The following is a 23,220-nucleotide window of genomic DNA, read 5'->3' as shown; positions in this document are numbered from 1 at the left end:
ATTTAAGATAAAATTTCGATGGAATGATCAGTAATTTCGTAAGGTGTATCCTGGGTATGCGATTGATAACCTTGAGTTTGAATCAGATTGCTGGTAGCCCATTTGAATTCTTTGCAATCACCTTTTTGCATTAACTCTTTAAGAAAAGTAAGCTGATCGCGGGATGGATTTAATTCAACTATATCATAAATGTGAACCTCATAACATTTCAGGTACGTTGAATAGCGAACCGGAGTAATAACCTGTTTTATAAAATTGAATATCGGATACTTAAATAACTCAGAAGAAAAGTGACCTGGTTCAACTAATTCTTCATAAAATTCGCGGTCATAGCTTACTTCACGTTTTTTGTTTGGTGAATTATACCATTTTAAGAATTGAGGAAGCCTGTATCCCCGAATGTAAAGGCGAAGATCATCACTAGAACGATGACCATTGGTGAATTTATCATCGTCTCTAACTTCAAGTTTTTGTAAAGTGTCATGAGAGAACTTATTCCTTTTAAAATTGCCACCTACAGGTTGATACTTCCCATGTTTCCTGCTCTTAATTAGCAAATACTGATCATCCACTTTTATCCGATATAGATAGCTGCACGATAACCTTAGATTACAAATGAATATTGCAGTAAAAATTGTCCTTAGATTACTCCTGTGGCTCAATATCCATCCTCCAGTTGCCAAAATGAGACTAATGGCTGTGCCAACTGTCGCTCCTAATAGGGATGCATTGTAAGGTTTTCCCTTAGAGTTTATCGTTGCCAAGAGCAAACTAACTAATATGAAAAAATTCAAAAACCGGGTATGACGCTCTTCCATATGAAACTATTTTTGAATTAATGAAGCAAAGTTTCATGCACCTAGTGCAATGTTTTTGCACTCTATTATTTATTTTGTTTTATTTTGTAAAAAAAGATCAAATGCCAAAAAATAAACTTGCCAGTTTTAGATATCGGGTCATTAATAATTGTTTGAAAAACAGCGCACGTAAATGGACACGTATTGACCTTAATGATGAAATAGACAAACAGTTATACGAGAGTTTTGGGATTGATAAAGGGATTAGCAAAAGGACCTTTCATTATGATATTGAATTAATGAGAAGTCTTCCTCCCAGAGGGTTTGATGCACCAATTGTTGTAAAGGATGGGTATTATAAATACGAAGATCCGGCATACTCTATCGACAGCGTCCCTTTAAGTGAAATGGATATTGAGAGCATTAATAATGCGGTTGAATTATTAAGTCATTTTAAGCAGTTACCAATTCACTCGCAACTTTCATTGGTAAAAGACAAAGTCACAGGACAAGTATTTACTAATACAGAAAGCCAGCCGATCATTGAATTGGAATATAAAGCTGTTAAAGGAATCGAATTTTTGACTCCACTTTATCAGCATATCAAGGAAAATATGGTAATTGAAATTGGTTATCAGTCATTTAAATCACAAGTGCATAAAAAGTTTGTTTTACACCCGTATTTTCTGAAACAATACAATCACCGCTGGTATCTTGTTGCTTTAAGCGAAAGATTCACAAATGTAGGCACTTACAGCCTTGACCGCATTACAAAGGTTAATCCTCTGCCAGCAATCAAATATGATAACAGCTTAAATATAAATCATTCAGAACATTTTAAGGATGTCATTGGAGTAACATTGGAAACAGGTAAAATTTCTGTTGAGATAATTGCATCAATAACATCAAGCCAAGCACCATATATTATAACTAAACCTATACATGATTCTCAGAAAGTGATAGAGGAAAACGAGAATGAGATTACTATTTCATTGAGAATCATACCAAATTATGAATTTTACTCTACTATTCTAAGTTTTGGTTCATCAATTAAAATAGTAAGTCCGGAATTTGTTCGAGAAGAAGTTTATAACATACTTAAGATCGCATGTCGAAATTATGAAGTTTGATAAAAAAGACATTTTGTGAAATGAAAGGAATATAACAATCTCACCGATATCCTTTCCCTTTATTTTTTATTTGTGACAACTTATTCCTTTTATTTGTGTAATTATTATTGTTTTTGATATATATCTGCCTGATCAATTCTTTCAAAACCAACGATTTCAAAACGTCACTATTCTGCCCAATTAGATTCGAATCAGGATACTTCCTGGAATGTTGACCTAAAGTCTGCTGCTCAGACAAATAAAACTTCGGTCGTTCCTGAAAATCAGACATCTTAACTGGATGCCGGATTGGATTTCCATTATCATCAGTTACAAAAACCAAATGCCCTCTTCCTGCTTTTCGAACCTCTACCTGGAACAATCTCAAAGCCTGATCATACATTTCGTTGGAGGTGATAAATTCCATCCGGTTCAATTGTCCAAATAGGTTTTCAAGGTTTTGCTTCAGGTCTTTGCTTGAATTTGAAAAACGGAAGTTTAGTTTCTCCGGATTATCATCTTTCGTTAACTGATACTTTTCTTCCAGTCCTTTGATAAACCGCTGTGTTTTTTCTTTTTCGTAATTGTCTTTGATTTTCTTGCCGGTTTCACAGTCAATCCTTGTCGAAACAATATGAAAATGCACACGTTCCAGATCGGCGTGTTTATATACCATGTAAGGCTGATTCCCATAACCCAGATGTTTCATCAGGTTATCAATCTCAGTTCTGATCCCAGCATCACCCAATCGAACCAAATCCCCAACAGTAGGGTTCACTGAAATATGCAACCCTTTCTTTTGTACCCGGGTGTTGCGATCTTCAATATCCTTAAAAATCCTGTGACGGGCATTCTTATCTCCCAGGAAAGGATTGATTTCAGGAGTATTCCGGCTGTGGTAAAAAGTAGCTTTGTGCTGAAAAACCTTCCGCTCATTGTAAAACAAAGCGTTTTGTGTACTACATGCCTGGTGGATTTTAATAACCATTGATTTGAGGCTTTGGTGGTTCAGTGAAAGAAAATTAGTGCAGCAATTTCTGAAGGATGATCAGGCAGTTTCGCATCATTTCAAAAGCCTGACGGAGCAATTGCCGATCATTGTCTCCAACATTGTAACCTGCAAATGAATTTATCCGCTTGGAAAGTTGGTTCAGGTTGACCCCGATCTTGTTTAGTTCGTAATCCAGATTTTTAAGCTGCGTGTTGGCTTCCTCGTCCAGCGAAATGACTTTTCGGTTTGACTCATTAAAAACCTTGGACCGGATCAGGTCACTCATGCAGCCATACTTTCCCCTCTTAGTCAGGCTTTGTAACCTGAGCTTCTCATTCTTCGAAACTCGGATAATGAGCTTGGCATTTCGCTTATCGGTATCTGGCAATTTGGGTCGCATGGTTTGTTTTCTGTTCCTATTTCAACGGTTCAAAGAGGGGAATCATTCATAGTCGAGGGGAATATGGGTTGGCTCCTGCCAGACAAGGTGAAACGGTTTTTGTGCATACAAAAACACATCTTGCATTCCCCTCTTTGAATTAGATTTACCCTTCGATTTTTTGCTTTTTCTCTTTGAACTTTCGTCTTCATTTTTTCATTTCTTTCCAAAAAGAAAGGGAAACCTGCTACTCAGAATTTCCCCTTCCGGTTTTGAAAACGAGACCTGTTATTGAATCAATGGACCTTTTGCCTGGCCCCTTGTTTTTCCGATTGTTTGGCATCCGATTTTAAGTCTTCTGACTTTTCCTGCTTAAACTGAGAAAAGCTAATGTTCCGGTTAGCAGCATCCACCTGAAGGGTTGCTGAAAACTTCTTGTCATTCTTGCCAGTCATTCCGTCCACGGTTACTTTTTCACCCGCTGCCAGTTTCTCTTTTTGCTCGGAAGAAAGGTTAGCTCCTTTGATCTTGTCCGGCACCTGAATGTAGCTGGAACGCAATGGAATGAGCTCATTCGTCTTGGAATCGATACTCAGATAATAGTTGTCTTTCTTTCCATCCCGCCCGGTCAGTTCTATTGTTTTGCCCAGGTTTTTGTCATTGAGCAAAGCTCCCTTTTCCTCTTTGGTAAACTTATGGCCCATGTATTCATCCGGGACGTTGAGCCGCTGAATCGGGTGCACCTTAATATCCACCGATCCGTCATCTTTACTTTGTAGTCGGATTTTAGCCGGAATCCTGTAATCTTCGCCATTGATTTTGGCGTTGACAGTGTAGAGTTTGTCCGAACGAAAACCGTTCAGAAAATCGGTCATTTCCCGTTTTTCCATTTGTTTAATCAGATCAGGTTTAATACCAACCTTTTCAAGCTTGTCAAACGGAATCTGGTCCATGCTCATGCGTGTTTTCTGTTGTTCCATAATTTCTAATTTTTGTTGTTATATAATTGGATTAATCAACCTCAAATACATGTTTCTCTTTTCGGTTGAGTTCTACCAGGCCTCGCAGGATGGTGTATTTCTCTTCCGGGTTGGGAATGGCGTACAGGTGAAGTACCGGAGTGGTTTTATCCGATGTGTAAAGGACCAGGTTTCCCAATCCAAACAGGCGGTAAATGAAGGGTCTTCTGACTTCGAAATCTTTGATCCGATACAATTCGATATACTCGTGCTTTCGACTAAGTATTCCTGAATAATGCCTTAGTTCTCCGGGATCGATTTCATAGCGGGTGCAATAGACTTTCAGGATTTGCCAGGTCAGGTTCAGCAGGACCAGAACTGAAAGGTACTCCGGGAGCCTGTTTGCATAAAACGCCAGCTTTGCCGGAAGGAAGAATGCCAACTCGTGTTCCATCAGCATCCTGTCCATCAGGATGACTACCGGGATGAATAAAAGGGTCAGCAGAAAATTTTCCAGGTTAAGGAGTTGGGATGGCCTGCATTTAAAATAGATAGTTTGTTCAATCATTGTTTTTTGATTTTGGAATTGTTGTTTTCTGAATAAGTTATCGACCGGATATCGTTCTGTATCTTTGTGCGGTTGCGTTCCAGCACTTCCGGCACGTTGTCGAACTGATAAAAGTCAGGGATGGGAATAAACCGGCCTTCCTCCCACTGCTGTGCTTTCACATCGACATGAACCAGGCCGTTGAAGTTCTTCTGTGCGATTTCTTCCCCAAAGTTGTCAGCCACCTGTCCCACCATATAGCCCTGTGGCAGAGTCGCAATCTTGCCTTCAGGAACCAGAAAGTCCAGTTGTGTAGAAAAAGTAGAGGATTGTGTATTCCTGTTGATGTTGACCGACTGCCTTTCCTGAAGGATTTTGCCCATCCGGTTCTGGATAAACTTGGCAGTCTCACCGGCAGCCTGCCCGCAAAACACATTGCCGATGTTGCTGGTGATAGCGTTGGCCTGTTCTTTCCCGTAATCGCGGATCAACTGATCAATGGTCTGAACCCCCAGCAAAGAGGAAATCCGGTTGCTCCGTGCCGTGGCGATCAGCGTATCCAGCCCCCGGAAGTATATAGTGGGCAGTTCGTCAAAGATCAGCGAGGATGGCCTTTGCCCTTTCTTATTAATAACCTTCAACATCCGAGTGATGTAAAGAGACAGAACAGCGCCGTACATCTCCACCCGAAGCGGATCGTTAGCCAGGCAAAGGATTTTGGGTGATTCGGGATTGTTGATGTCCAGTGAGAAATCATTTCCCGAACAGATCCAGTAAATCTCCGGGCTTATGATCTTTGAAATGGCTATCTTCAGGCTTCCCAATTGTCCCTCAAGTTGCTCCCTGGCCCCGCGTTTGTGCGCATTGATGAAAGGGTTGATGATATTGGCCACATCTATTTCCTGCTCCATTACCGCAAACAGATCATCGTAATCCATCTGGAGCAATTCAATAGCATGGGGCAAAGTACAAAACCGGCCATCCCTGTACTTTTTCAAAAACCAGATTACGGCCGCAAAAAAGGAAACGGCTGATTCGGAGAAAAACTCCCCCTGTTGGCGTATCCATTCCCTGTTCAGGTTATACAGGACTGTCCTGGAAGATTCAAAGGCATCGATGGGGCTTTCCATCCACTCCGGCGCCAACGGGTTGCAGCGAAAAGATTTTTGAATGTTCTCGAAATTGATCACATAAAACCTACTTGATTCAGGCAGCTTTCCGGTTTTCCTTGCTCTCAGAAAATGATTATAGGCAACCAGCGATAAGTCCGGGTACTTAAAATCATAGACGCACATCGAAAAACCTTTTTTCAGGTGTTGTCGGATAAAAGGCAATACCACCGAAAAGGATTTGCCTGAGCCCGGTGTCCCGATTACCATCGTTGCCCGAAACGGGTTGACAATATTGATCCAACCATTGTGCTCGTTGCCTTTATGCTGGTAAACGGTCCGCAGGTTGATCGAGTATTCGTTCTTCCTTAAAACTTCTTCCTGCGGAAAACTTTCATTCTCCTCGTTAAACCGGTCTTTCATCAAATTGACGTTGATCAGCTTGGAGATGTTGTCAAAACCAATGTTCAGAAGTACAAAACCAAAGAAAGTCAAACCCAGATAAACTGCCGGAAACGATTTGAAAACTATAAGGCTTCCCCAGTAAAGGATTAACCCGGCTATTGTCTGTCCAACAATGGTTGAAACCAGTAATTCCCGGTCTTTATGGGCTTTGGTACCAATACAGGTGATCGCCAGAAAAACCAAACAAACCACCTTGGATGGATACAGGCTTGCCAGGAACTTCAGATTCTGCATCTTTTCAATCAAAGAATGAAAAGCAGGTATTTGTATTCCCTTCAGAACAAAATAATTCAGCTGGGTCAGGTACATCGACAAAAACAGAAGTACGTAGCTGAAGAAACGAAAGCCTTCATGCAGTTTAACCAGTTCGTGAGATTCGTGTTCCATTTTCAGGATAAAAAGCCCCTGCGTCCCCTTCCGGGGAAACGCAGGTAAGCAGGATAAAGAAATGTGTGTGGTTTATGATGGAATTTTCCTCTCACTTGATTTATTTCAGGGATCTGGCTTTGAGGATGTCCTTGTTCTTCAGGTTGAAGCTGAGCTTACGTCCGGTGTTGCCCAGGGCTTTTTCGTTAAGCTCTATCTTCAGGATTCGCTGATCCGGAATAGTCATCTTTTCGATCACAAATACTTCCCGAACAGTAACTTCGCCCGGAATGCGCTGCACCTTGTTCTGATGGTACTGTGGAAAAACCTGGTATTCCTGAACATTGGTTGCTTTGGCCTTTTTCTTATCGGTGATCCAGAAGTTAAAACTTTCCAAATCGTAAGCCATGTTGGTCTTGTTCGTGATCTGGATCTCAAAAAATAGTGCATCATTTTTCAGGCTGATCGAGTTCAGACGAACTTTAATCCCGTCTTTTTCTGATTTGCGCTTGCGGAACTGAACTTTGCGTTTGTCCAGAACCTGATCACAAAGGTCTTTCAGGAGGTAATCTGGCATCATTTTTCCGGAAAAAGTCATGGCTTTTTGCGAATCAAAAGTTTCAATCGGGTATGTGATTAGGGCATCATTTCCATACTGTAATTCGAAAGAATAAATCCTGTCGGCACAAACCACGGTCAGGGAGGTTGATTTATCAAAAGGCTGCACTGCTTTCACCCGGATCAGGTTTGCCAGTTCGGGAACAACTTCGGCCTGAACTATCGAATAATCGCCGGCCTGTACATACTGGACTTTATCGGGACAAACCAAATGACTGGTTTTGGTATCGGATATTTTTAAGATATTTTGTGCGCTTACTGAAATCTGAATCAGTGCGCAAATAATTAGGATTAAAAAGATTTTCATGGTTATTTGCTTTTGTTGATTAAATAAACGAGGGTATTTTTCTTGATGGTGACTTTTTTGATTCGGATCATTTTTAGCAGGGATTGGGCTGTCCGGTCGGCTGCCTGTATTCCCATATAAGTCAGTGGATTATTGCTTACACCGAACATAGAGGAAGTGTTGGCGCTGCTGCCAACCTCTTTGGCAACTTTTCGGGAGGTATTGTCCGGTACATACAGGCCGGGCAGTCCGTCCAGATCGCAAACAGATACTTCAACCGGGACGAACTTTTCTCCCACCGGTATTTGCATCACTTCGATCTGAAGGCGCTCATTGGTCACTTCACAGATGCCATACAAAAAAGTGTTGGCCGGTATTTTAACCCCGTTCAACCAGGCTTCTTCCAATAGCCGAAGCTTTACACGGTTGCCAGTTAATACCGTGGCGGTTTCATAAACTTCGGCTTCGATCACAGGAATAGCAGTTTCTTTAGGCTTAAAACCTGACTTCCCGCTTTTCTCCAGGGTAAAGTGTTTGTTCTTTTCAGCTTCCAACCTCTCTTTTTGTGCTGAAGTTTCCTTTAACCGGATGTTCAGGGAATCATTCTGCTTGGCCAGTCTGCTGTTTTGCCGGAAAACCTTGTCCAGTTCTTCAATACCGGTTGGAGCAATTGAAGCTGATGCTTTTTGATCATTGGAATTCCTTTTGTCCTTCTCTGACTGATTTGAGTCGGCATCCTCATTTTGTGATTTTGCTTCAGCCTGACTATTTTCCAGATCTTCCCTGACTGTCCTTTCCTTTTGCCGGATATGAGCCAATAGATCTGTGGAAACATCGGCATTCAGTTCAGGAACCGGATCGTTCTTATACAGATTCTTCTTTCCGGAAAGTAGCTGTTCTTCGGTGAGAGTTTCCTCTTCCAGGTTTTCCTCGTTGGTGGAATTAGTCTCCCCTGCAATGTTATAATCGTGACTGCTGGTGACTTCTTTTTTTGAGGAATAGTTGTCCATTTTATCGTAAATCGCGACGCTTTTATCAGCATCAGGAAGGGTGTAATTGGCTCCCTTTACCGCTTGCTGCTCTTTTTGCTTTTGTTCTTCCTTTTCCTTCTTTTCTCCCCCTCCCAATACATAGAATATCAGGACAATAAAAGGGATCAAAACCAATGGAAGGAATAACAGTGGCTTATTTCTTTTCAGGTATGCTTTCATGTATTTCTTGTTTTAGAATGGTTTCAAACGAGTCAACGGGCATTTCGAAGGAGAGGGATTTTTTGCGTTTCAATGTATTCGCTATATCCGGGTTTCCTTCACTGACCGGTTGAATGGGTTCATAGGTGATTGCCGGTTTTGGGAAAACAAAGAACGAAATCAGATACAACAGGAATGATGCACCCAAGATGATGGTCCACTTTTTCTTCCGTTTGGCCGGATCGAGTTTTTGATCCTTCTGGTCCAGCCGGTTGATCCATTCATTAAACCGGATGGCTTCATTGATTCGGGTCACAAGGTTTTTGGAGTGTTTATTTTCTGTATTCATAATCGTTGTTTTTTAGAATTAAAAGGACTTGCGCTTCATCGTTTCCAAATCTTTGTTGTCGGTTATCAGCCAATCTTCGATCATAAACCCGTGCGGGTTATTGTCAGTCCGGGAGATGTTCCTTAACCGCCCGGATGTTTCCAGGTTGCGGATGGTGATATTGGATTTGCGGACAATCTTCTGGCGTCCGAAAAACCGGAACTGGTAAGGGTAGGCCGAAAAGTCGATCTGCACCGAATCGGTTGTAAGTGTCATGCTGATATCGGAAGCAATGATCTGGTTATAGACGTTGTTCTCCTTGTAGGACTGGTACTGTTTCATGGCCGAACCGTCAGCCAGATAGAGTGCTTCCCGGGCATTGTTTTCTATGTACTGCTTGTCGGGCTCCATCGTAAAAAACAGCTCATGAAAGCGCTTTACATGGTCTTTGGCTTCGGAAGGCCGGTTGTTTGTGATGTCGGCACGAAGGGCCAGTAAAAGGGATTTGCCGTTGTCCAGAACATAGATTTTCTGACGGGAACGCTCAACCAGCCCGATGGAACGGGTGAAAACAAAGGTGCTGAATCCGGTCATCAGCAGGCTGACGGCCAAAAGGATATAAACAGTAAACCGGAATTTACGCTGGATATCAAAAATCTTATTCATCTTTTGATTGATTATTTATAATTGATTACTGATGATTGGAGATTCATTATTGATATTTCCATCGGATTATTTCATGGCCCCCTTGGTGATCATCATCATGGCCGCAGTTTTCACCATCCGTCCTCCGCCACTTCCGGTGCCCGATGCGCTGACAATCCATGAAGCGATTTTGGGTACCATTACCAATCCCACAATGCCACACACCGGCACAACCATGTTGGAAACGTAGTACAGCGAAGGCTGGTAGATCAACGAGGCTTTGGTGGCAGCAATCTCGGCATCAAGTACATAAATCAGCACTTCCTGAACCAAGGAAAGGACAATCAATGCAATGGGCAGATACAGGTTCACATTGACGAACCGGGCAATCCATTGCAGGTAGTTCTCCTGAAAGCCATCGAATATGGAGACGGCAAACACCAGCGGTCCGAAGATGATCAGCAGCACACAAAAGACGGTTCGCAGGAAAGCGATCAGGTAAACCAGCGCCTCAAAAAAAGATTCCAAAAGCTGCCTGACACTATCCATGAAGTAGAAGTTGATCTGGTGCTGCAATGCCCTTCCGGAAACGATGTTGTAAGTAGTCAAAAGCAGATTGACGCCTTTATCCCACAAGGAGGCTTCTTTCTCCTCGTTTTCCTGAAAGGAAGGTAAATCGACCGCCAGGATCGCATCCTGCTTTTCTTCGAGTTTGGCTGCAACAATGTGCTTTTTGTCGGCATAGATGGCTTCGGAGAGTTTGGTCAGCCCTTTGGTTGGAACCATCAGTAGTTGAACAAAGGGAGCCCAAAAGGTAATCACCAACACCAGGGCAAATGGCCGAAGCAAGGGTAAAAGAGAGATAGGATTATCAGCAATCAACTGTTCATAGATGCGTTTGGAGATATACAGAAAGGCGGCAATACCACCAATGGCGCGAGCCATGTTGACCAGCAACTGGGAATTGTCCAGGCCCCCGCGAACCAATACATCGGTAAATTGGAAAAAGCTTTGGGTACTCATTACTTGTAAAAGCATGTATCAAGTTTTAAATGGTTAATGTTCAAGGATTAATTGTTAATCCTTCAGGAAAGTATAGGACGGAGGCACATTGTTGTTGAATGCCTGAAGGTGTAGTACCTTTCGGTAGGTATAGTCCGTCTCGCCGATTTGCTTGTTTAGTTCGCAACGGATTTCGTCAAAGGCTTCCAGCTTTTTGCCATGGTCGGTCAGAAACAGGTTGACTGAAATAAACCGTGTAAGCAGTTCATCGGCCTCTTTCTGGTAGGTTTGTCTTAGCCATTTGCAGTTGGGCAGTTTATCCAGGTTGTCAATGCTGATGTAAAGCCGGATAAAACCTGAAGCTATACTGTACACATCGGGCAACTGATCGGAATTGGCATCGAAGATCTTCTTTTCAATGTCCCGCTGGGTTTCTGTATTGTTTTTGATTTGCTCCGTCTCCTCGTGCCTGCCTTTCATCTGTGACTTTTCAAATAACCGTTCAGCAAGTTTCAGCAAGTTGACTTTCAGCAATCCAACATAACCTTCAGTATCATAGACCGGTTCCGCTATTACTTCTATATAATAGTGGGTAGGCCAGGTGCGGATAAAAACATGAGGGATGGGGATCAGGCTGCCTTTGAAGGCAATAAAGGAAAGTGGATAGGTTCCTTCCATTTCAGGATAAGTGCCATTCCATGACTTGATGTCAAAAACCTGGGCTTTCAGTTCCTTCCCCGGCAGCATTGCTGCCAAGGGAAAGATAAGTATGAAAAGTATTGCTTTCATGGGTCTTAATTTTGTTTCGATTGTTCCTGTTGTTTCGATTGTTGTTTTAATACTAATCGTAAAGCGTGTAGTAAAAGGCGAATTTTTCGATCTGCCCAGTATTAAAACTGCGTTGGTAAGAAGCCCATGCCAGTTTGTTATAGAGGTAACAGATAGTTCCGTAATGCTTTTTCACTTCGTTGTATATCCCGTTGATGGTGTCGTACCGCTGTTTATCGTCCATCATAAACAGGTCGTCTTCCACGATGGTATTCAAAATGGTGGTGACCAGTTGACGGCTGTCATCCAGTACCAGGTCAAAAGATTCGACAATCACCGCAGCTTGTCTCGTTGTGAAATTCTCATCCTGAACCAGCAGAGGTAACTTGGTGGTGTAGATGTAGATAATCTTATCCAGCATCTCCTTGGTCTGCCTGATTCGCTTGTAATCTTTGATCAGGTAGGAAACTTTCTGAAGGCTTGCAAGCTTCTTTTGGTCAATCCCGACCAATTCGGAGGTTAACCCTTTGATGTCACCGTTCAGCACTTTGATCAGCACATTGTACCAGTTGATTTCAGACAGGATTCCTTTTTCCTGGTCCCAAAGCGCTTCCCGTTGAATGCCTGCCCCAACATCGGTCACCGGGGCCTGGGCAAAGATGTTGTTAGTCATGACCATGCTGAAAAAAGCAATAAACAGTACGATTAAAAATGATGCTTTTGTTCTCGTTGTTAAAATTGTTTTCATTGTTGTAATTGTTGATGTTTTACATGGATTTGAGAATTTCGATAAAGGATTGATCCCGATCCTGAGTGAGTTTATTCAGGATCATTTCCTTTTCGCTTTGTTCAGAGGTGTAGCAGTAGTACTCCGGTTTACTGACCTCCAGTGCATATACCTGGGAATAGCTTCCAAGGCCGATAAAGACTTCCTTAAGCTTTCGTCCTGATGGCAAATTTTTGTTGATTGAAAGGATCTGGTCCTTCTGGAAGTCGGACAATCCAAGGGTGTCGCTGATGCTCTGGAACTTGTTCCGGAACTTGCTCATATCAAGCAATATTCGGGTATCGGCGTTGTTGATGATGGCATCGCGGATCACTGGCGAGGAAATCACATCGTCCACTTCCTGGGTAACTACCATCGCTTCTCCAAAGAATTTTCTGATCGTCTTGTAGAAGTATTTGATGTAGCTGGCCATCTGCGGGGTTGCAATTGCTTTCCAGGCCTCCTCAATGCACAGAACCTTCCGGACACCCTTTAACCGTCTCATTTTCTGCATAAAAATGTCGATGATAATCAGGGTAGCAACCGGAAAGATTGTTGCATGATCCTTGATATTATCCAATTCGAAGACAATAAACGGGCAGTGGAAAAACACATCGGTATCCATTTCCTTGTTCAGCAAATAGTCATACTCCCCTCCCCGAAAATACTTGCTCAGGATAAAAAAGAATTCATTGCTGTTGAACTGGATGGACTGCTCTTTAACAAGATTAGGAATGTAGTTTTGGCAGAATTCGTAATAACCATTGAAAGACCGTTCGTTTGAGTCAGATTCAAAAAAGGCTGTCAACGAATGGGCAATCACATCCTTCTCCATCTCTGAAAGGTTTTCCTTGTAAATGGTATAGATCACTGACAGGATGGTTTGTTTGCGTTCGATGTCCAGTTCTCCTTCCAAAATAAAAGGATTGAATGAGATCGGGTTTTCAGTGGTAAACTCTACCATCATAGCCCCACCCAGGTTTTTGAGTCGTTCGTTCAGATAAATGGTCAATAGCTCATAACTTCTACCTACGTCCAACAGTACAATGTGGCAATTGCCACTTTCAGAATATTGCCGCAGCAAATGATTGGTAAAAAAAGATTTTCCGGAACCTGACCCACCAATAATGATTTTATTGCGGTTATGGATCAAATGCTTGTGCATCGGCTCGTCCGAGATGTCGATCTTTACCGGACAGCCTTCCAGACGGTCTGAAAGCCGGATGGTAAAATCCGATTGACTGTTTTTCAGTTCCCCTTCGAAGTTGGTCAGGCAGCAAGCCTGTGGAACCTGGGTAATAAAAAGCTCTGTTTCCGGAAGCTGTGTTGAGAAAGGCACACAGGAAAAAAACAGCATTGGCAGGTCGTGGGTGTGCTGATACGGAAAGCAGTTCATCATTGAAAAAGCGGAACTGGTTTCGCTTTTGTGTTGCTTCAAATCTTTTAGGGCTGAATCGAAAAGCACCACGTTAAAATGGGTTTTCACGATCTTTTCTCCTGAAGTTTGCACCTGGTCCAGGAAGGATTCAATCAGCCCGGCATTGACCTTGTTTTCAGAAGAGAACTTGGACAAACTGAAGATCTTTTTGTAGCTGCTTTCCAGAAAGCCTTTGATTTCCTGCTGATCGGGAATGTAGATAAACTGGTTGGTGATGTGCGAAAACGGCAGGTGATAACTTACCGGATAAACCAGCGATACGGGAAGACCGGTCTGCGGATGCTCCGAAGCCGGACGAAGTTCTGCCGGGATGTGGGAGTAATCACTTAAGGACAATACTTCCACAAACTGATCCATCACTTTCAGCCGGTCACGAAAATCGATACCTCCCAATGCCGGGTGGTTTTCAGTAAAATTGAGGCTCAGAAAACGTTCAATCAGCCCCAATGACTTGTCATCCCCAATGGCTTCTTCTCTTGAGATAGGATCGCATCCGATTCCATTCTGGTTAAAAATGGCCACCACGTTACTTCGCAGTTCATTGATCTTGTCGTACTGCAATTTTTCAAGGTTTCGTTCTTTTCGGGAAAAGATCAAAGCGGATTCCAGATAGTTTTTCAGAAGACCTTTATTCAGCAAACTGATGTAAAAACAGCAGTCGTGTTTGAGATAATGCCGTCCGTCAAAGTGCTCCAGGTAGGATTCATTCAGGCTTTTCCTTGCTCCAGTTGTTTCTGATTCCGATTCCGTTGGATGAAATTCGTGGATCAGGAAAAAGTCCTGTTTATGGATAAAACTTCCGGCAGGCAGCAGGTTGATCATCCGCTGAAAAGTATCGTGCAGCATATACAGTTGTTCGGTACTGCATGACAAAACCTCCGGCAATTGTAGCCGGAACCCAATGGTCAAATCAAGATTATTGGAGACTTGAACATCGCCATTAAATCCCATTATTGGAAGTATACTTTCAAGGTTCTTGATTTTCATTTTTAAGAAATTTGATGGATTCGTCGTTTGCAGCTAATGAATTGAGGCAGTTTCCGGGCGGTCTGTTTTTTGCCCCATCCTTCCGGACCGTACTTTTTCTGGATGGTATTTAGCCGGTAGAGATAACCAAAAAAGGCCGGGACTCCAATCAGAACGGCAGGAAAAACCCCGACCAGAATGTAGAGTATGGAGAACATAAAGAAGGTAGCAATGATTCCATACAGTGCCTGGAATACCAAAGGGCCGGAAAGCCCTTTGATATACAACCGGGTGTCCACCTTTTTGACTTGATAGCCTTGCATCAGACAAAGAATGCCTTGATCACCACTCCCACTAAAATCAGGAACAAACAGGCGCCAAACCAACCCATGATGGCTTTCTGGGTATCCTGGTCTCCACTTTGCCACTTAATATATACACGGACTCCGCCAATCAGCCCGACTACTGCTCCAATGGCAATGATCAGGTTGGAGATTGGGTCAATGTAAGAACTGACTTCGGCGGTAGCCTGGTCGATACCGGCAGCGGACTGGGCCATCGTTTGGTAAATACAAAGGATAAGGAGTGCAACAAGTGCTTCTGCCCTTTTGAAAAAATGCTGAACTTTTGTTTTCATGAAACTTTGAGTTTTTAAGAATTAATAATTGAGATTGATTTATGACTGAAACTGGATGTTCTCCAGGATTTTTGGCAATTGCGGATGATTGTGATTCGTAAAGCACTCGATGGGATATCCATCATCCATCCCGGTTTCTTCGTACAAGGAAACTGGTAAGAGAATCGCTTCTGCCAACCGGATTGGAATAAGCTCTGAAGGATAATCCTTGGCAGAGACAGCAATGGGTTGCAACTCTTCTGAAAGAACCGGAGTAAATTGGTCGTCCTCAAAAAGAGTTTTCCGATTGTTTTTTTTATTGACAAGCGCAATAAGGACAATTGACAGGTACCATAAAATAAGGGCTCCTGCAATGAATTGAACGAATTGCCCCCAACTGATTTGATCGATTCCAAACATCTTTTTTCGTTTTATAAGTTGATAACTGCTGATGGGCTTGAATTGGATTTTGGAATCCATTTTCAAAATCATCGCTGCAAATCTCAGGGATTGGAATCAAACCAGTTGTATAGATGAGTTCAGGTGGGGTGTTTTTTAGTGTTAATAAATTAATTAATAATCAAGTAGTTGAAATATAACTTGAATTGATTTGGCCGAATTTGGATTGGCATTAGGATTGGAAATAATTTGGATTGTTTGGAATTGAATTAATTTGAAAGCCAGATTATTTTCGAAAAGAGAAAGAAAAAACAGTCAAAAAAAGAAAAAGAAAGCCAATCAATAGCCGGTTGGGGCGGAAATGCAAGGCTGTCCCGCTGAATCAGGAAAACTTCTTGTTGAAACAGAAACCAAAATGATTAAAAGAGCGGGACACTTGCTTTGGTCTTGCATTTGTTCCGGGGTTGGAATATGGGGAGACTGGCTAAATTAGGCTTCCTTTTTGATTTTGACGAAACTTGACTGATCAAAATTTTTGAGTGTGGGCGGGCGAAAGGCAAGTGTGGCCCGGAAATGGAATGAAGCTGACGGTCAGGACAGAATGGAGACCCGCATCCGGTTTTGTGTAGTGGAGGGAAGTGGCTGTGAGTAAACCGGGCGGGCGAAATGGAGTTGAGGAGGGATCAGCACAATGGAATAAATCGGGCTACTCTTGCCGCGAAGGTACAACCCGGCTTATGAGCTGAACGAGCTGACCAGAGCGACCGTTCCCGGTGAGGTTACGAACGGGGAAAAGGGAGCGACAAAGCGAGGGAAGCGAATGTGCCGAGGTACAGGGGAAATACCTGCTAAAAGGAGTTTAAAATCTCAAAATTCATTTAAAACCTGAAAAAAACGGGGAAGTGTGGACGGGAAGGGAAATGTCAATCCAGGCATGAAATGACAGGGATTGATCTTTGAACCGCAAGGCCACTCTTCCATGCTGAATCGAGGCTTGTTCGCGCCCTGGCGGAGCCAAAGCGCGAACAGGCCGCAGAACCAACTAACCAAGCACCGGCTAATACCTGATTTGGTGTTTATCTTTTTATGGCTTTTACCCTAAGCCCGCTTGTCCTTTGTATCCCTGTCAAAGGCCACCAAATTAAACATTTCGCGCATCCGGCTACGGATTCGGTTGCCGTAGATCTCCTCCAACTCTGATGCAGAAAGGTTTGTGGTGATGTGTGTTAACATCCGTTTTGAAATAAAAAGATCATAGCGATTCAGCAATATTTCGGCCATTACATTGCATTCATTGCCGTAATATTTCGGGGTTTGTTCCAATCCCAAATCATCAAAGCAATACACTTTGGGGATGAAAGGCATGTTGGCATATCTGACAAACGATCCTTTGCTGTACTGGTTAACCACGGAATAACCATCTTTTTCAAACTCAAAACTAATCTCCCGTGTGGGCTTAACCAAAAACTGGGTATCCCGAGGGCAAAAATAGCTAATGAGCTTTAATAAGCTGGTCTTGCCACAGCCAATTGGGCCGCACAAGAGGATACCTTTTCTCAAGTTGATCCCGTGCCTTTCTGCATTTCCCTGGTCGCCGATGGCATAAACCAGCAGCTTGTAGATCAGCTCTATATCCGTTGGAACTATCGAAAAGTGGTTCCCGAACAGGATTTTGCCCCGTTCTTCCATCCACTGCAGACAGGTCTGTAAATTGAAATTGAATACTCCGCCGCGATAATCGGCTATCTGTTCATAAGGGTTCAGCGTAATTTTTGTTGACGGTGACACTGTGTTTGCTGGTCCCGACTTGATTGAATTCTCGTTCATCTGTTTTAAAACTTTGGGTATTGTTCATCCATTTCCGGGCAACGGCCTGCCAGGAAATTATTTTTTTCATATCTCCCGTCTTCCAGCCTGACGACTGGTAGTGGGCATAAAACTTCTGCGCCTCGCTGCGCGGAAACTGGTTCTGTTCAAAAAATTGTTCGACTTCGGACAAATCCGGAACCGGAGATTTCTCATCCGGAAGATTTTTGGAATTTGTCGTTCGCAGTCGTTTTTGCTTTTTTCCGTTTTCATCAACATCTAATTTTTGATTTCCTCTGACTGACTTTTCTTCCTGTTTGTTTTTGTTTAGACTGTTTATAAGAAGTGTATCACTTCCTGTATCACATCCGGTATCAGTTTTGATACTGGCAGCATCTTTTTTTTCACTTACGGTACTTCTTCCTGTATCAGTTTCGGTATTGGCTGTGATACCGGTATCACTAGCAGTATCGCTTCGTGTATCACTTTTGGGATTGCTGGAAGTACCGGTATTCCTTCCTGTATCATTTGTTGTATCAGATGCAGTATCAGATTTAGTACTGGTATCACATGCTGTATCCCTTCCTGTATCGTTTTCGGTACTGCCTGAAATACCGGTATTTCTTCCGGTATCATTACCGGTATCGGTTGAAGTATTAGTTTTGATACCGGTATCGATTTCTGTATTTCTTGCAATATCAGGTGCAGTATCGAATCTGATACAGGAGACCCGGCTGCCCGAGTGGATGTTGGACGAAGCTGTGTAACTGATATATCCCCAATCAGACAGTTCTTTTATGCAGCGGGCATAGGTATTGGCTGAACCGATCCGGGAAAGTTGCATCATTTCACTTCTGGAAATGACAAACCAATCCCCAAATCGTTCCGCATTCCATTGCTGAAACAATGCAAAATACAGGCTAATGTGATAAGGTGTCATCCGTTGATCTTCTGCCAGCCGGATAAAGAATCCGCTCAGGTGCCTGATGTAGTTCATCGTTTCCCGTCGAAACTGAACCTGGGCACATTTTTGTTGTCTTCCAGTATTTTTCGGATGTCTTCGGAATCATAGAAAAGGATTCCGCCCATTTTGGTAAACGGAATGGTTCCGTTTATCCTCATGTTCTGGAGGGTTCCCGGAGAAATACCGAGCATTTTCTTGACTTCGTAGGATTTGAGCCACTTTTTTGATGGTTGACCATGATGCTCTTTCAGCATCTTTCTGAACTCGGTAAGTAATTCGGTTTTGAATTCCCGGAGATCGTTGGTTGTAATAATTTCTGAAGGCATAACTTATAAATTTAAATTGGTACATTTTGAACTGCACCAAATATGAATTATTCAGTTATACTTCTTTATACATCCGGGTTCAGGTGGGGTGTTTTTTCCTTAATCAGGAATAGTGAAAAAAAAAATAAAATCGCTGGTTTTCAACATTCTATATATAACTATAGTTTTATTGCAGTTTCATTTTCGGGTTTTCCGGGTTCCATTTTCTGTTGATATACTTTCGCATACAATCCCTATGGAAGGCCCTCATTTTGTCCAGCTCTTCGGAAGGGCACATGCTGATTTGTTCTATCTGGCCCGATTCATTGCCTATCTGGTGAAAAAGGATAAACGGGCAGTTTGGAATCGGATCGCCAAACTGACAACCGGTGGCCGGTACAACCAGATCGGCGTATTTAAGGAGCTTTTCTGTGTAAGCGTCTGTCATGGAAATTTGTTTTTAAAGGGTTATTAAAAAAAATAAGCGTGAACCATAACTTACTGCCCTCAAGGTGACGCCAATCACCCGCATAACAAATAAGCACAGCCCACGCCATAGCGTGAGCGTCATACTTATTATTCTTGTTATGCTTAAAATTTGGCGTTTTTGAGAGCAAGAATAAAAGCCAACGCTTTCTATTTTCTTACATCATCAGAACTTATTCTGATGTGTTTTTCCAGATCATTTATCTATCATCAGCAAAGATATAAAACATACTATAATAATTGAGTTTCGGTTATCCGTACTTTTCCCGGATACCAGATGTTTATTTACTGTCGTCGTCATCGATTCTGCGTTTCAGCGCCTTTTTCAGGAGTTCCAGAAACTTGGCTTTCTCGATCTTTCGTTGTTTGATTTCACCGTAATACGTGTATAAGTCTTTCGTTATATCCAGGTTAAAAATGTAACCCATACCCTCGGCTAACTCCTTGACGGTTATTTTGCCATGGTTGACAGCACCAGAAAGCTGGAAGGCATACAGTATTTCCGCGAAGTCAACCTTATTTACCGTCCAACGCATGGTTGACCGGTAACATTCCGCAGGTTCCACGTCTCGGTCGTCTAGCTTTTCCAACTCTTTCCGGATATAGTCCATCAGCATTTCGTTGGCCCTGATCATCGAGAAAGTATGGTCATGCCAGGTAAAGAAGTCCTCGTCAAGCAGATGATGATCTCCACGAATTTCAAGTGGAATTTCATTGTTCTCACGTATGAAATACTTCTCGTCCAAATATTTAAAGCCACATTTGTAATACTGGACTTTTACCTGGTGCTGGTCCATGTACTCCTTGATTTTGTCCATTTGCTGTTGAAAATATCTCTTCAACCCGTCATTGTCGATTTCATTACGGTTGGACTCAATTTCAAAGACAGCCCGGTAATATAATAGTTTGCTATATACTGCCGGTTTGATCTTCTTGAAAAAATAGATTTCCGACTTCTGGTCGGGAAAACCTTCACTAACCACCAATTTACGCATCCGGTCCAGTGCGACCTTGCACTGTCCGACAGCATACTCCAATTGTTCCGGTATATTTTCCGAAACTTCTTTCATTCTGGACAAGTCGTTTTCAAGGTCCAGAATGATTGCACAACATGTTTCCATAGCAAAAATTTAAACTGTTAATATTTGGGTCTCATTTTAAGACCCTTTAATGGTTTCGTCCATCCACCAGACTCCATAACAGTTCAATATTTTCTATTAAAAATCACATTTTATAACACAAAACCTAAGCATATATTTTTTAATAATTCAAGTTTCAAGTTTAATCTAGAGAGCATCGAAACGCCGCCGGGGCACCTTCCTCTTCTTTAAACCCAAGGAGTCCTAATTAAACCAAAACAAAATATTTTATTCATCTTGTATCATCTCTATGAGTTTCACTCCTTTTATTTTCTCCGATTATATTACAAATCAAGTGGCTCTCGTAAATTGATTTTTTCTTGTCTTCACTCATACCATCAATCATTCTACTTTTTCCTTAAACGAGAACTGATCTATCTGTATAAAAGGGCAATTTCTCTCCTTTCGATGTATGGGCACCCATTGGCTAAACTAGAGATTATTTTCTAAATCCATATGATAGAATTTTACATCAATCAATAAAATATTTACAAATTAAAGAGAGCCCTATCTTTTTTGCTTCATATTGTACCAACGAATAAAAGTTTGAATACTATAAATCAATCAGTTTAAATCTTTTCCCTTGACCATCCCAAATCTCTATTTTCAACAGCTTTCCAGTACATCTTTGACTGCATGATTCTTCTGAAATCCCCCAACATCAACACTTCTCCCATTCAATCCAATGCAATCTTGCATCGACCAATAGCATACTTCATTTATTCCGGTCTATTTTCCGTACCTCCTTCCATCCGGGACAGTTCATTCTCCAAATCCATAATGATTTCACAAAATGCTTCCATAGTTAAAATTTAAACTGTTAATATTTGAGCCTCTATAAAAGCTCTTTGATAAATTCCATCCACCAACGAAATTCTATAACAGTTCAATTTCTCTCTTTACGCTCCTATATCATAATTGCTTGCCTAATCTAAAAATCTGTGAATAAAAGCAACTTGAGTTAAAACCCGAGAGCATTATGCCCCCGGGAAACCTTCCTCTTCTCATGAACCAAGAAAGACTTACTAAACCAAACAAAAACTAAACTAACAATATCTTCTATTCAACCACGATCATCCCGGATAACTGAACTAGTTTTGTTTTCTCTAATTTTAGACAATCAAAGCATTGATCTCAAATTATTATTTTCTTTTCTTCACATATTTTGAAGGAATTGGTCAGTTAAAAAGTATGAATGAATTTATATATGGACATTTAACTCTTTAAAAACTAAATGTATAAATTTTAAAAGATAGTATATATATAATGTAAATTATATACATCTAATTCCATTTATAAATAGTTGACCAACTCAGAAAAACAACCAATGAGAAACTATAAAGTAATTAACCACACTAATGAGGACGGTTTTATTTTCTAATTTCTCAAACTGGGCTATAATTATTTAACTTTTATTTTAAATGCCCAGGCATAACTGCACGAAGTAGGTCGAGCTTTCTGTTGCGGATATTTGATAGTTAATCCATTAGTCTTGTCCCATTCCCATTTTAGATTACCTGGAACACCAAGCATTGTTATTTTTGAACCATCAACCGGTTTTACCGTTTTCAATTTGAATTCTTCGCCCTGCCATTTCAGAAAGATTGCATATACATTATCATCTTTTGAAGTAAAGCAGGCGTCACCTTCCTCCTGAACTTTCCAAAAACGAGTTCCATAGATGGCCTCACCATTGGTCTTAAGCCACTCACCCAGTTGCAACAATGGGTATTGCTCGTAGTTAGGAATCAATCCAGCAGCCGTAGGACCAACGTTGATATCAAAATTTCCATTTTTGCTGACCGCCTTAATGATCTTATCGACAAACTGCTTTGGTGACATACAATCTTCCAAATCAGTATCCTGATTGTATCCATAGGTTTTCGCGATACCCTCCCAGTATGACCATTTATGAGAGAGTAAACCTGCATTTTCTTTCCCAAAATCGTGTTCCACATTGTACAAGTCCCCGTGCTTACCTCGTTCACCCTGACCAAACCGATCGTTAACAAAAACTTCCTGATTTCGCTTAGCCGCTTCGTTATAATAATAAGCCACAACTTCTTTCATTTTCCAGAACGCTTCGGAATGATCCCACTCGCCATCAAAGAAGAAAAAGTCTGGGTGGTATAAATCAATCAGTTCCTTAATCTGTAATACGACATAATCGTCCACATAATTATTCACCTTTTTCAATCCGGTATACGGAACGTCTTTGCCCGTATACAAAGGATTATACCACTCCATGAGTGAATAATACAATCCAACTTTCAAATTTTCCTTGTGTCCAGCTTCGAAAAACTGCCCGAGCAAATCTTTTCTCGGACCCATTTTCATTGCATTACGATCGGTATATTTCGTAGGCCACAAACAGAAACCGTCATGGTGCTTTGAGGTAATAAAAATATAATTTGCACCCATTTTTTTTGCGAATTTCGCCCAATTGTCCGGTTTATAGTTTTCAGCTTTCCATTTGGAGATAAAATCATCATAAGTAAAATTTTCACCGTAGTTTTCCTTGTGGTAAGCAAAGGTAGGATTCCCTGTTTCATTCATTCTGAAACCATACCATTCGGCATATGAGATTCCTTTTTCACGTGGAGCCCATGCAGGTACAGAATAAACACCCCAGTGCATGCTCAGTCCTATTTTGGCATCATTATACCATTGCGGCATTTTATGAGAGTCAAGCGATTCCCAAGTTGGTTTATAAGGCACTTGCGCTATTACATTCGACATAATAAAGGAGACATTCAATAAACAAACAATGAAAAGA

General features: G+C 41.7%; 24 protein-coding genes. 1 reads left to right on the top strand and 23 read right to left on the bottom strand.

What is annotated here, in order from left to right:
* Nucleotides 1-2 precede the first annotated feature (2 nt).
* A complete protein-coding gene (locus tag AQPE_RS21745) occupies nt 3-818 on the bottom strand; it encodes an SMODS-associated NUDIX domain-containing protein (RefSeq protein WP_318348584.1) in 816 nt (271 codons plus the stop codon).
* 101 nt (nt 819-919) lie between these two features.
* On the opposite strand from AQPE_RS21745, the gene AQPE_RS21740 reads away from it, so the two are divergent.
* Entirely contained in the window at nt 920-1,927 is a 1,008-nt protein-coding gene (locus AQPE_RS21740; RefSeq protein WP_318348583.1) for a helix-turn-helix transcriptional regulator, read from the top strand.
* A gap of 40 nt (nt 1,928-1,967) precedes the next feature.
* Here the strand turns inward: AQPE_RS21740 and AQPE_RS21735 are convergent, their stop codons facing one another.
* The 22 genes from AQPE_RS21735 to AQPE_RS21630 all read right to left on the bottom strand — a co-directional run bounded on the left by AQPE_RS21735 (nt 1,968) and on the right by AQPE_RS21630 (nt 23,183).
* Nucleotides 1,968-2,894: a relaxase/mobilization nuclease domain-containing protein gene (locus AQPE_RS21735; RefSeq protein WP_318348582.1), complete on the bottom strand. Its 927-nt coding sequence runs from the start codon at nt 2,892-2,894 to the stop codon at nt 1,968-1,970.
* A 34-nt stretch (nt 2,895-2,928) separates the two neighbouring features.
* On the bottom strand, nt 2,929-3,297 hold the full coding sequence (locus AQPE_RS21730; RefSeq protein WP_318348581.1) for a plasmid mobilization protein: 369 nt from the start codon (nt 3,295-3,297) through the stop codon (nt 2,929-2,931).
* A 275-nt stretch (nt 3,298-3,572) separates the two neighbouring features.
* The gene (locus tag AQPE_RS21725; protein ID WP_318348580.1) at nt 3,573-4,256 is read right to left on the bottom strand and encodes a DUF3945 domain-containing protein; all 684 of its coding nucleotides are present in this window, start codon (nt 4,254-4,256) and stop codon (nt 3,573-3,575) included.
* Nucleotides 4,257-4,287: 31 nt separating this feature from the next.
* A complete protein-coding gene (locus tag AQPE_RS21720) occupies nt 4,288-4,803 on the bottom strand; it encodes a PH domain-containing protein (RefSeq protein WP_318348579.1) in 516 nt (171 codons plus the stop codon).
* A complete protein-coding gene (locus tag AQPE_RS21715; protein ID WP_318348578.1) occupies nt 4,800-6,743 on the bottom strand; it encodes a type IV secretory system conjugative DNA transfer family protein in 1,944 nt (647 codons plus the stop codon). The genes AQPE_RS21720 and AQPE_RS21715 overlap by 4 nt, the downstream gene beginning before the upstream one ends.
* A gap of 100 nt (nt 6,744-6,843) precedes the next feature.
* Nucleotides 6,844-7,647, bottom strand: a complete 804-nt coding sequence (gene traN, locus AQPE_RS21710; protein ID WP_318348577.1) for a conjugative transposon protein TraN — start codon at nt 7,645-7,647, stop codon at nt 6,844-6,846.
* Nucleotides 7,648-7,649: 2 nt separating this feature from the next.
* Nucleotides 7,650-8,837: a conjugative transposon protein TraM gene (gene traM / locus AQPE_RS21705; RefSeq protein ID WP_318348576.1), complete on the bottom strand. Its 1,188-nt coding sequence runs from the start codon at nt 8,835-8,837 to the stop codon at nt 7,650-7,652.
* Complete coding sequence (locus AQPE_RS21700; RefSeq protein WP_318348575.1) at nt 8,812-9,165, bottom strand: hypothetical protein; 354 nt, start codon at nt 9,163-9,165, stop codon at nt 8,812-8,814. Before AQPE_RS21700 ends, traM begins: the two co-directional genes overlap by 26 nt.
* Before the next feature lie 18 nt (nt 9,166-9,183).
* Entirely contained in the window at nt 9,184-9,810 is a 627-nt protein-coding gene (gene traK / locus AQPE_RS21695; RefSeq protein WP_318348574.1) for a conjugative transposon protein TraK, read from the bottom strand.
* A 66-nt stretch (nt 9,811-9,876) separates the two neighbouring features.
* Nucleotides 9,877-10,827, bottom strand: a complete 951-nt coding sequence (locus AQPE_RS21690; RefSeq protein WP_318348573.1) for a hypothetical protein — start codon at nt 10,825-10,827, stop codon at nt 9,877-9,879.
* A gap of 39 nt (nt 10,828-10,866) precedes the next feature.
* Nucleotides 10,867-11,580, bottom strand: a complete 714-nt coding sequence (locus AQPE_RS21685; RefSeq protein ID WP_318348572.1) for a hypothetical protein — start codon at nt 11,578-11,580, stop codon at nt 10,867-10,869.
* A gap of 52 nt (nt 11,581-11,632) precedes the next feature.
* Complete coding sequence (locus AQPE_RS21680) at nt 11,633-12,307, bottom strand: hypothetical protein (RefSeq protein ID WP_318348571.1); 675 nt, start codon at nt 12,305-12,307, stop codon at nt 11,633-11,635.
* A 19-nt stretch (nt 12,308-12,326) separates the two neighbouring features.
* Nucleotides 12,327-14,750, bottom strand: coding sequence for a TraG family conjugative transposon ATPase (locus tag AQPE_RS21675; protein WP_318348570.1), 2,424 nt, complete (start codon nt 14,748-14,750; stop codon nt 12,327-12,329).
* A gap of 2 nt (nt 14,751-14,752) precedes the next feature.
* The gene (locus tag AQPE_RS21670) at nt 14,753-15,052 is read right to left on the bottom strand and encodes a DUF4133 domain-containing protein (protein ID WP_318348569.1); all 300 of its coding nucleotides are present in this window, start codon (nt 15,050-15,052) and stop codon (nt 14,753-14,755) included.
* The gene (locus AQPE_RS21665; protein WP_318348568.1) at nt 15,052-15,366 is read right to left on the bottom strand and encodes a DUF4134 domain-containing protein; all 315 of its coding nucleotides are present in this window, start codon (nt 15,364-15,366) and stop codon (nt 15,052-15,054) included. Before AQPE_RS21665 ends, AQPE_RS21670 begins: the two co-directional genes overlap by 1 nt.
* A gap of 39 nt (nt 15,367-15,405) precedes the next feature.
* Nucleotides 15,406-15,765 (bottom strand): hypothetical protein, encoded by a 360-nt coding sequence (locus tag AQPE_RS21660; RefSeq protein WP_318348567.1) that lies wholly within the window; start codon nt 15,763-15,765, stop codon nt 15,406-15,408.
* Between the two features lie 1,077 nt (nt 15,766-16,842).
* Complete coding sequence (locus AQPE_RS21655; protein ID WP_318348566.1) at nt 16,843-17,571, bottom strand: P-loop NTPase family protein; 729 nt, start codon at nt 17,569-17,571, stop codon at nt 16,843-16,845.
* Nucleotides 17,495-18,547, bottom strand: coding sequence for a hypothetical protein (locus AQPE_RS21650; protein ID WP_318348565.1), 1,053 nt, complete (start codon nt 18,545-18,547; stop codon nt 17,495-17,497). Before AQPE_RS21650 ends, AQPE_RS21655 begins: the two co-directional genes overlap by 77 nt.
* On the bottom strand, nt 18,544-18,840 hold the full coding sequence (locus AQPE_RS21645) for a helix-turn-helix domain-containing protein (protein ID WP_318348564.1): 297 nt from the start codon (nt 18,838-18,840) through the stop codon (nt 18,544-18,546). The genes AQPE_RS21650 and AQPE_RS21645 overlap by 4 nt, the downstream gene beginning before the upstream one ends.
* Before the next feature lie 166 nt (nt 18,841-19,006).
* Entirely contained in the window at nt 19,007-19,267 is a 261-nt protein-coding gene (locus tag AQPE_RS21640) for a hypothetical protein (protein WP_318348563.1), read from the bottom strand.
* Nucleotides 19,268-19,586: 319 nt separating this feature from the next.
* On the bottom strand, nt 19,587-20,426 hold the full coding sequence (locus AQPE_RS21635) for an RteC domain-containing protein (protein WP_318348562.1): 840 nt from the start codon (nt 20,424-20,426) through the stop codon (nt 19,587-19,589).
* A gap of 1,419 nt (nt 20,427-21,845) precedes the next feature.
* A complete protein-coding gene (locus AQPE_RS21630) occupies nt 21,846-23,183 on the bottom strand; it encodes an alpha-L-fucosidase (protein WP_318348561.1) in 1,338 nt (445 codons plus the stop codon).
* Between the last annotated feature and the right edge of the window lie 37 nt (nt 23,184-23,220).

This window comes from Aquipluma nitroreducens, assembly GCF_009689585.1.
Lineage (GTDB): Bacteria > Bacteroidota > Bacteroidia > Bacteroidales > Prolixibacteraceae > Aquipluma > Aquipluma nitroreducens.
This window is presented reverse-complemented; position numbering and strand designations above follow the sequence as displayed.

What these genes read in the sequence shown, in the direction of transcription:
- AQPE_RS21630 (WP_318348561.1), bottom strand. Translation starts at nt 23,183, where the DNA reads ATGTCGAATGTAATAGCGCAAGTGCCTTATAAACCAACTTGGGAATCG.
- AQPE_RS21640 (WP_318348563.1), bottom strand. Translation starts at nt 19,267, where the DNA reads ATGACAGACGCTTACACAGAAAAGCTCCTTAAATACGCCGATCTGGTT.
- traK (WP_318348574.1), bottom strand. Translation starts at nt 9,810, where the DNA reads ATGAATAAGATTTTTGATATCCAGCGTAAATTCCGGTTTACTGTTTAT.
- AQPE_RS21675 (WP_318348570.1), bottom strand. Translation starts at nt 14,750, where the DNA reads ATGAAAATCAAGAACCTTGAAAGTATACTTCCAATAATGGGATTTAAT.
- AQPE_RS21735 (WP_318348582.1), bottom strand. Translation starts at nt 2,894, where the DNA reads ATGGTTATTAAAATCCACCAGGCATGTAGTACACAAAACGCTTTGTTT.
- traM (WP_318348576.1), bottom strand. Translation starts at nt 8,837, where the DNA reads ATGAAAGCATACCTGAAAAGAAATAAGCCACTGTTATTCCTTCCATTG.
- AQPE_RS21660 (WP_318348567.1), bottom strand. Translation starts at nt 15,765, where the DNA reads ATGTTTGGAATCGATCAAATCAGTTGGGGGCAATTCGTTCAATTCATT.
- AQPE_RS21720 (WP_318348579.1), bottom strand. Translation starts at nt 4,803, where the DNA reads ATGATTGAACAAACTATCTATTTTAAATGCAGGCCATCCCAACTCCTT.
- traN (WP_318348577.1), bottom strand. Translation starts at nt 7,647, where the DNA reads ATGAAAATCTTTTTAATCCTAATTATTTGCGCACTGATTCAGATTTCA.
- AQPE_RS21650 (WP_318348565.1), bottom strand. Translation starts at nt 18,547, where the DNA reads ATGAACTACATCAGGCACCTGAGCGGATTCTTTATCCGGCTGGCAGAA.
- AQPE_RS21665 (WP_318348568.1), bottom strand. Translation starts at nt 15,366, where the DNA reads ATGAAAACAAAAGTTCAGCATTTTTTCAAAAGGGCAGAAGCACTTGTT.
- AQPE_RS21655 (WP_318348566.1), bottom strand. Translation starts at nt 17,571, where the DNA reads ATGAACGAGAATTCAATCAAGTCGGGACCAGCAAACACAGTGTCACCG.
- AQPE_RS21740 (WP_318348583.1), top strand. Translation starts at nt 920, where the DNA reads ATGCCAAAAAATAAACTTGCCAGTTTTAGATATCGGGTCATTAATAAT.
- AQPE_RS21700 (WP_318348575.1), bottom strand. Translation starts at nt 9,165, where the DNA reads ATGAATACAGAAAATAAACACTCCAAAAACCTTGTGACCCGAATCAAT.
- AQPE_RS21645 (WP_318348564.1), bottom strand. Translation starts at nt 18,840, where the DNA reads ATGCCTTCAGAAATTATTACAACCAACGATCTCCGGGAATTCAAAACC.
- AQPE_RS21725 (WP_318348580.1), bottom strand. Translation starts at nt 4,256, where the DNA reads ATGGAACAACAGAAAACACGCATGAGCATGGACCAGATTCCGTTTGAC.
- AQPE_RS21730 (WP_318348581.1), bottom strand. Translation starts at nt 3,297, where the DNA reads ATGCGACCCAAATTGCCAGATACCGATAAGCGAAATGCCAAGCTCATT.
- AQPE_RS21745 (WP_318348584.1), bottom strand. Translation starts at nt 818, where the DNA reads ATGGAAGAGCGTCATACCCGGTTTTTGAATTTTTTCATATTAGTTAGT.
- AQPE_RS21715 (WP_318348578.1), bottom strand. Translation starts at nt 6,743, where the DNA reads ATGGAACACGAATCTCACGAACTGGTTAAACTGCATGAAGGCTTTCGT.
- AQPE_RS21635 (WP_318348562.1), bottom strand. Translation starts at nt 20,426, where the DNA reads ATGGAAACATGTTGTGCAATCATTCTGGACCTTGAAAACGACTTGTCC.
- AQPE_RS21690 (WP_318348573.1), bottom strand. Translation starts at nt 10,827, where the DNA reads ATGCTTTTACAAGTAATGAGTACCCAAAGCTTTTTCCAATTTACCGAT.
- AQPE_RS21680 (WP_318348571.1), bottom strand. Translation starts at nt 12,307, where the DNA reads ATGAAAACAATTTTAACAACGAGAACAAAAGCATCATTTTTAATCGTA.
- AQPE_RS21670 (WP_318348569.1), bottom strand. Translation starts at nt 15,052, where the DNA reads ATGCAAGGCTATCAAGTCAAAAAGGTGGACACCCGGTTGTATATCAAA.
- AQPE_RS21685 (WP_318348572.1), bottom strand. Translation starts at nt 11,580, where the DNA reads ATGAAAGCAATACTTTTCATACTTATCTTTCCCTTGGCAGCAATGCTG.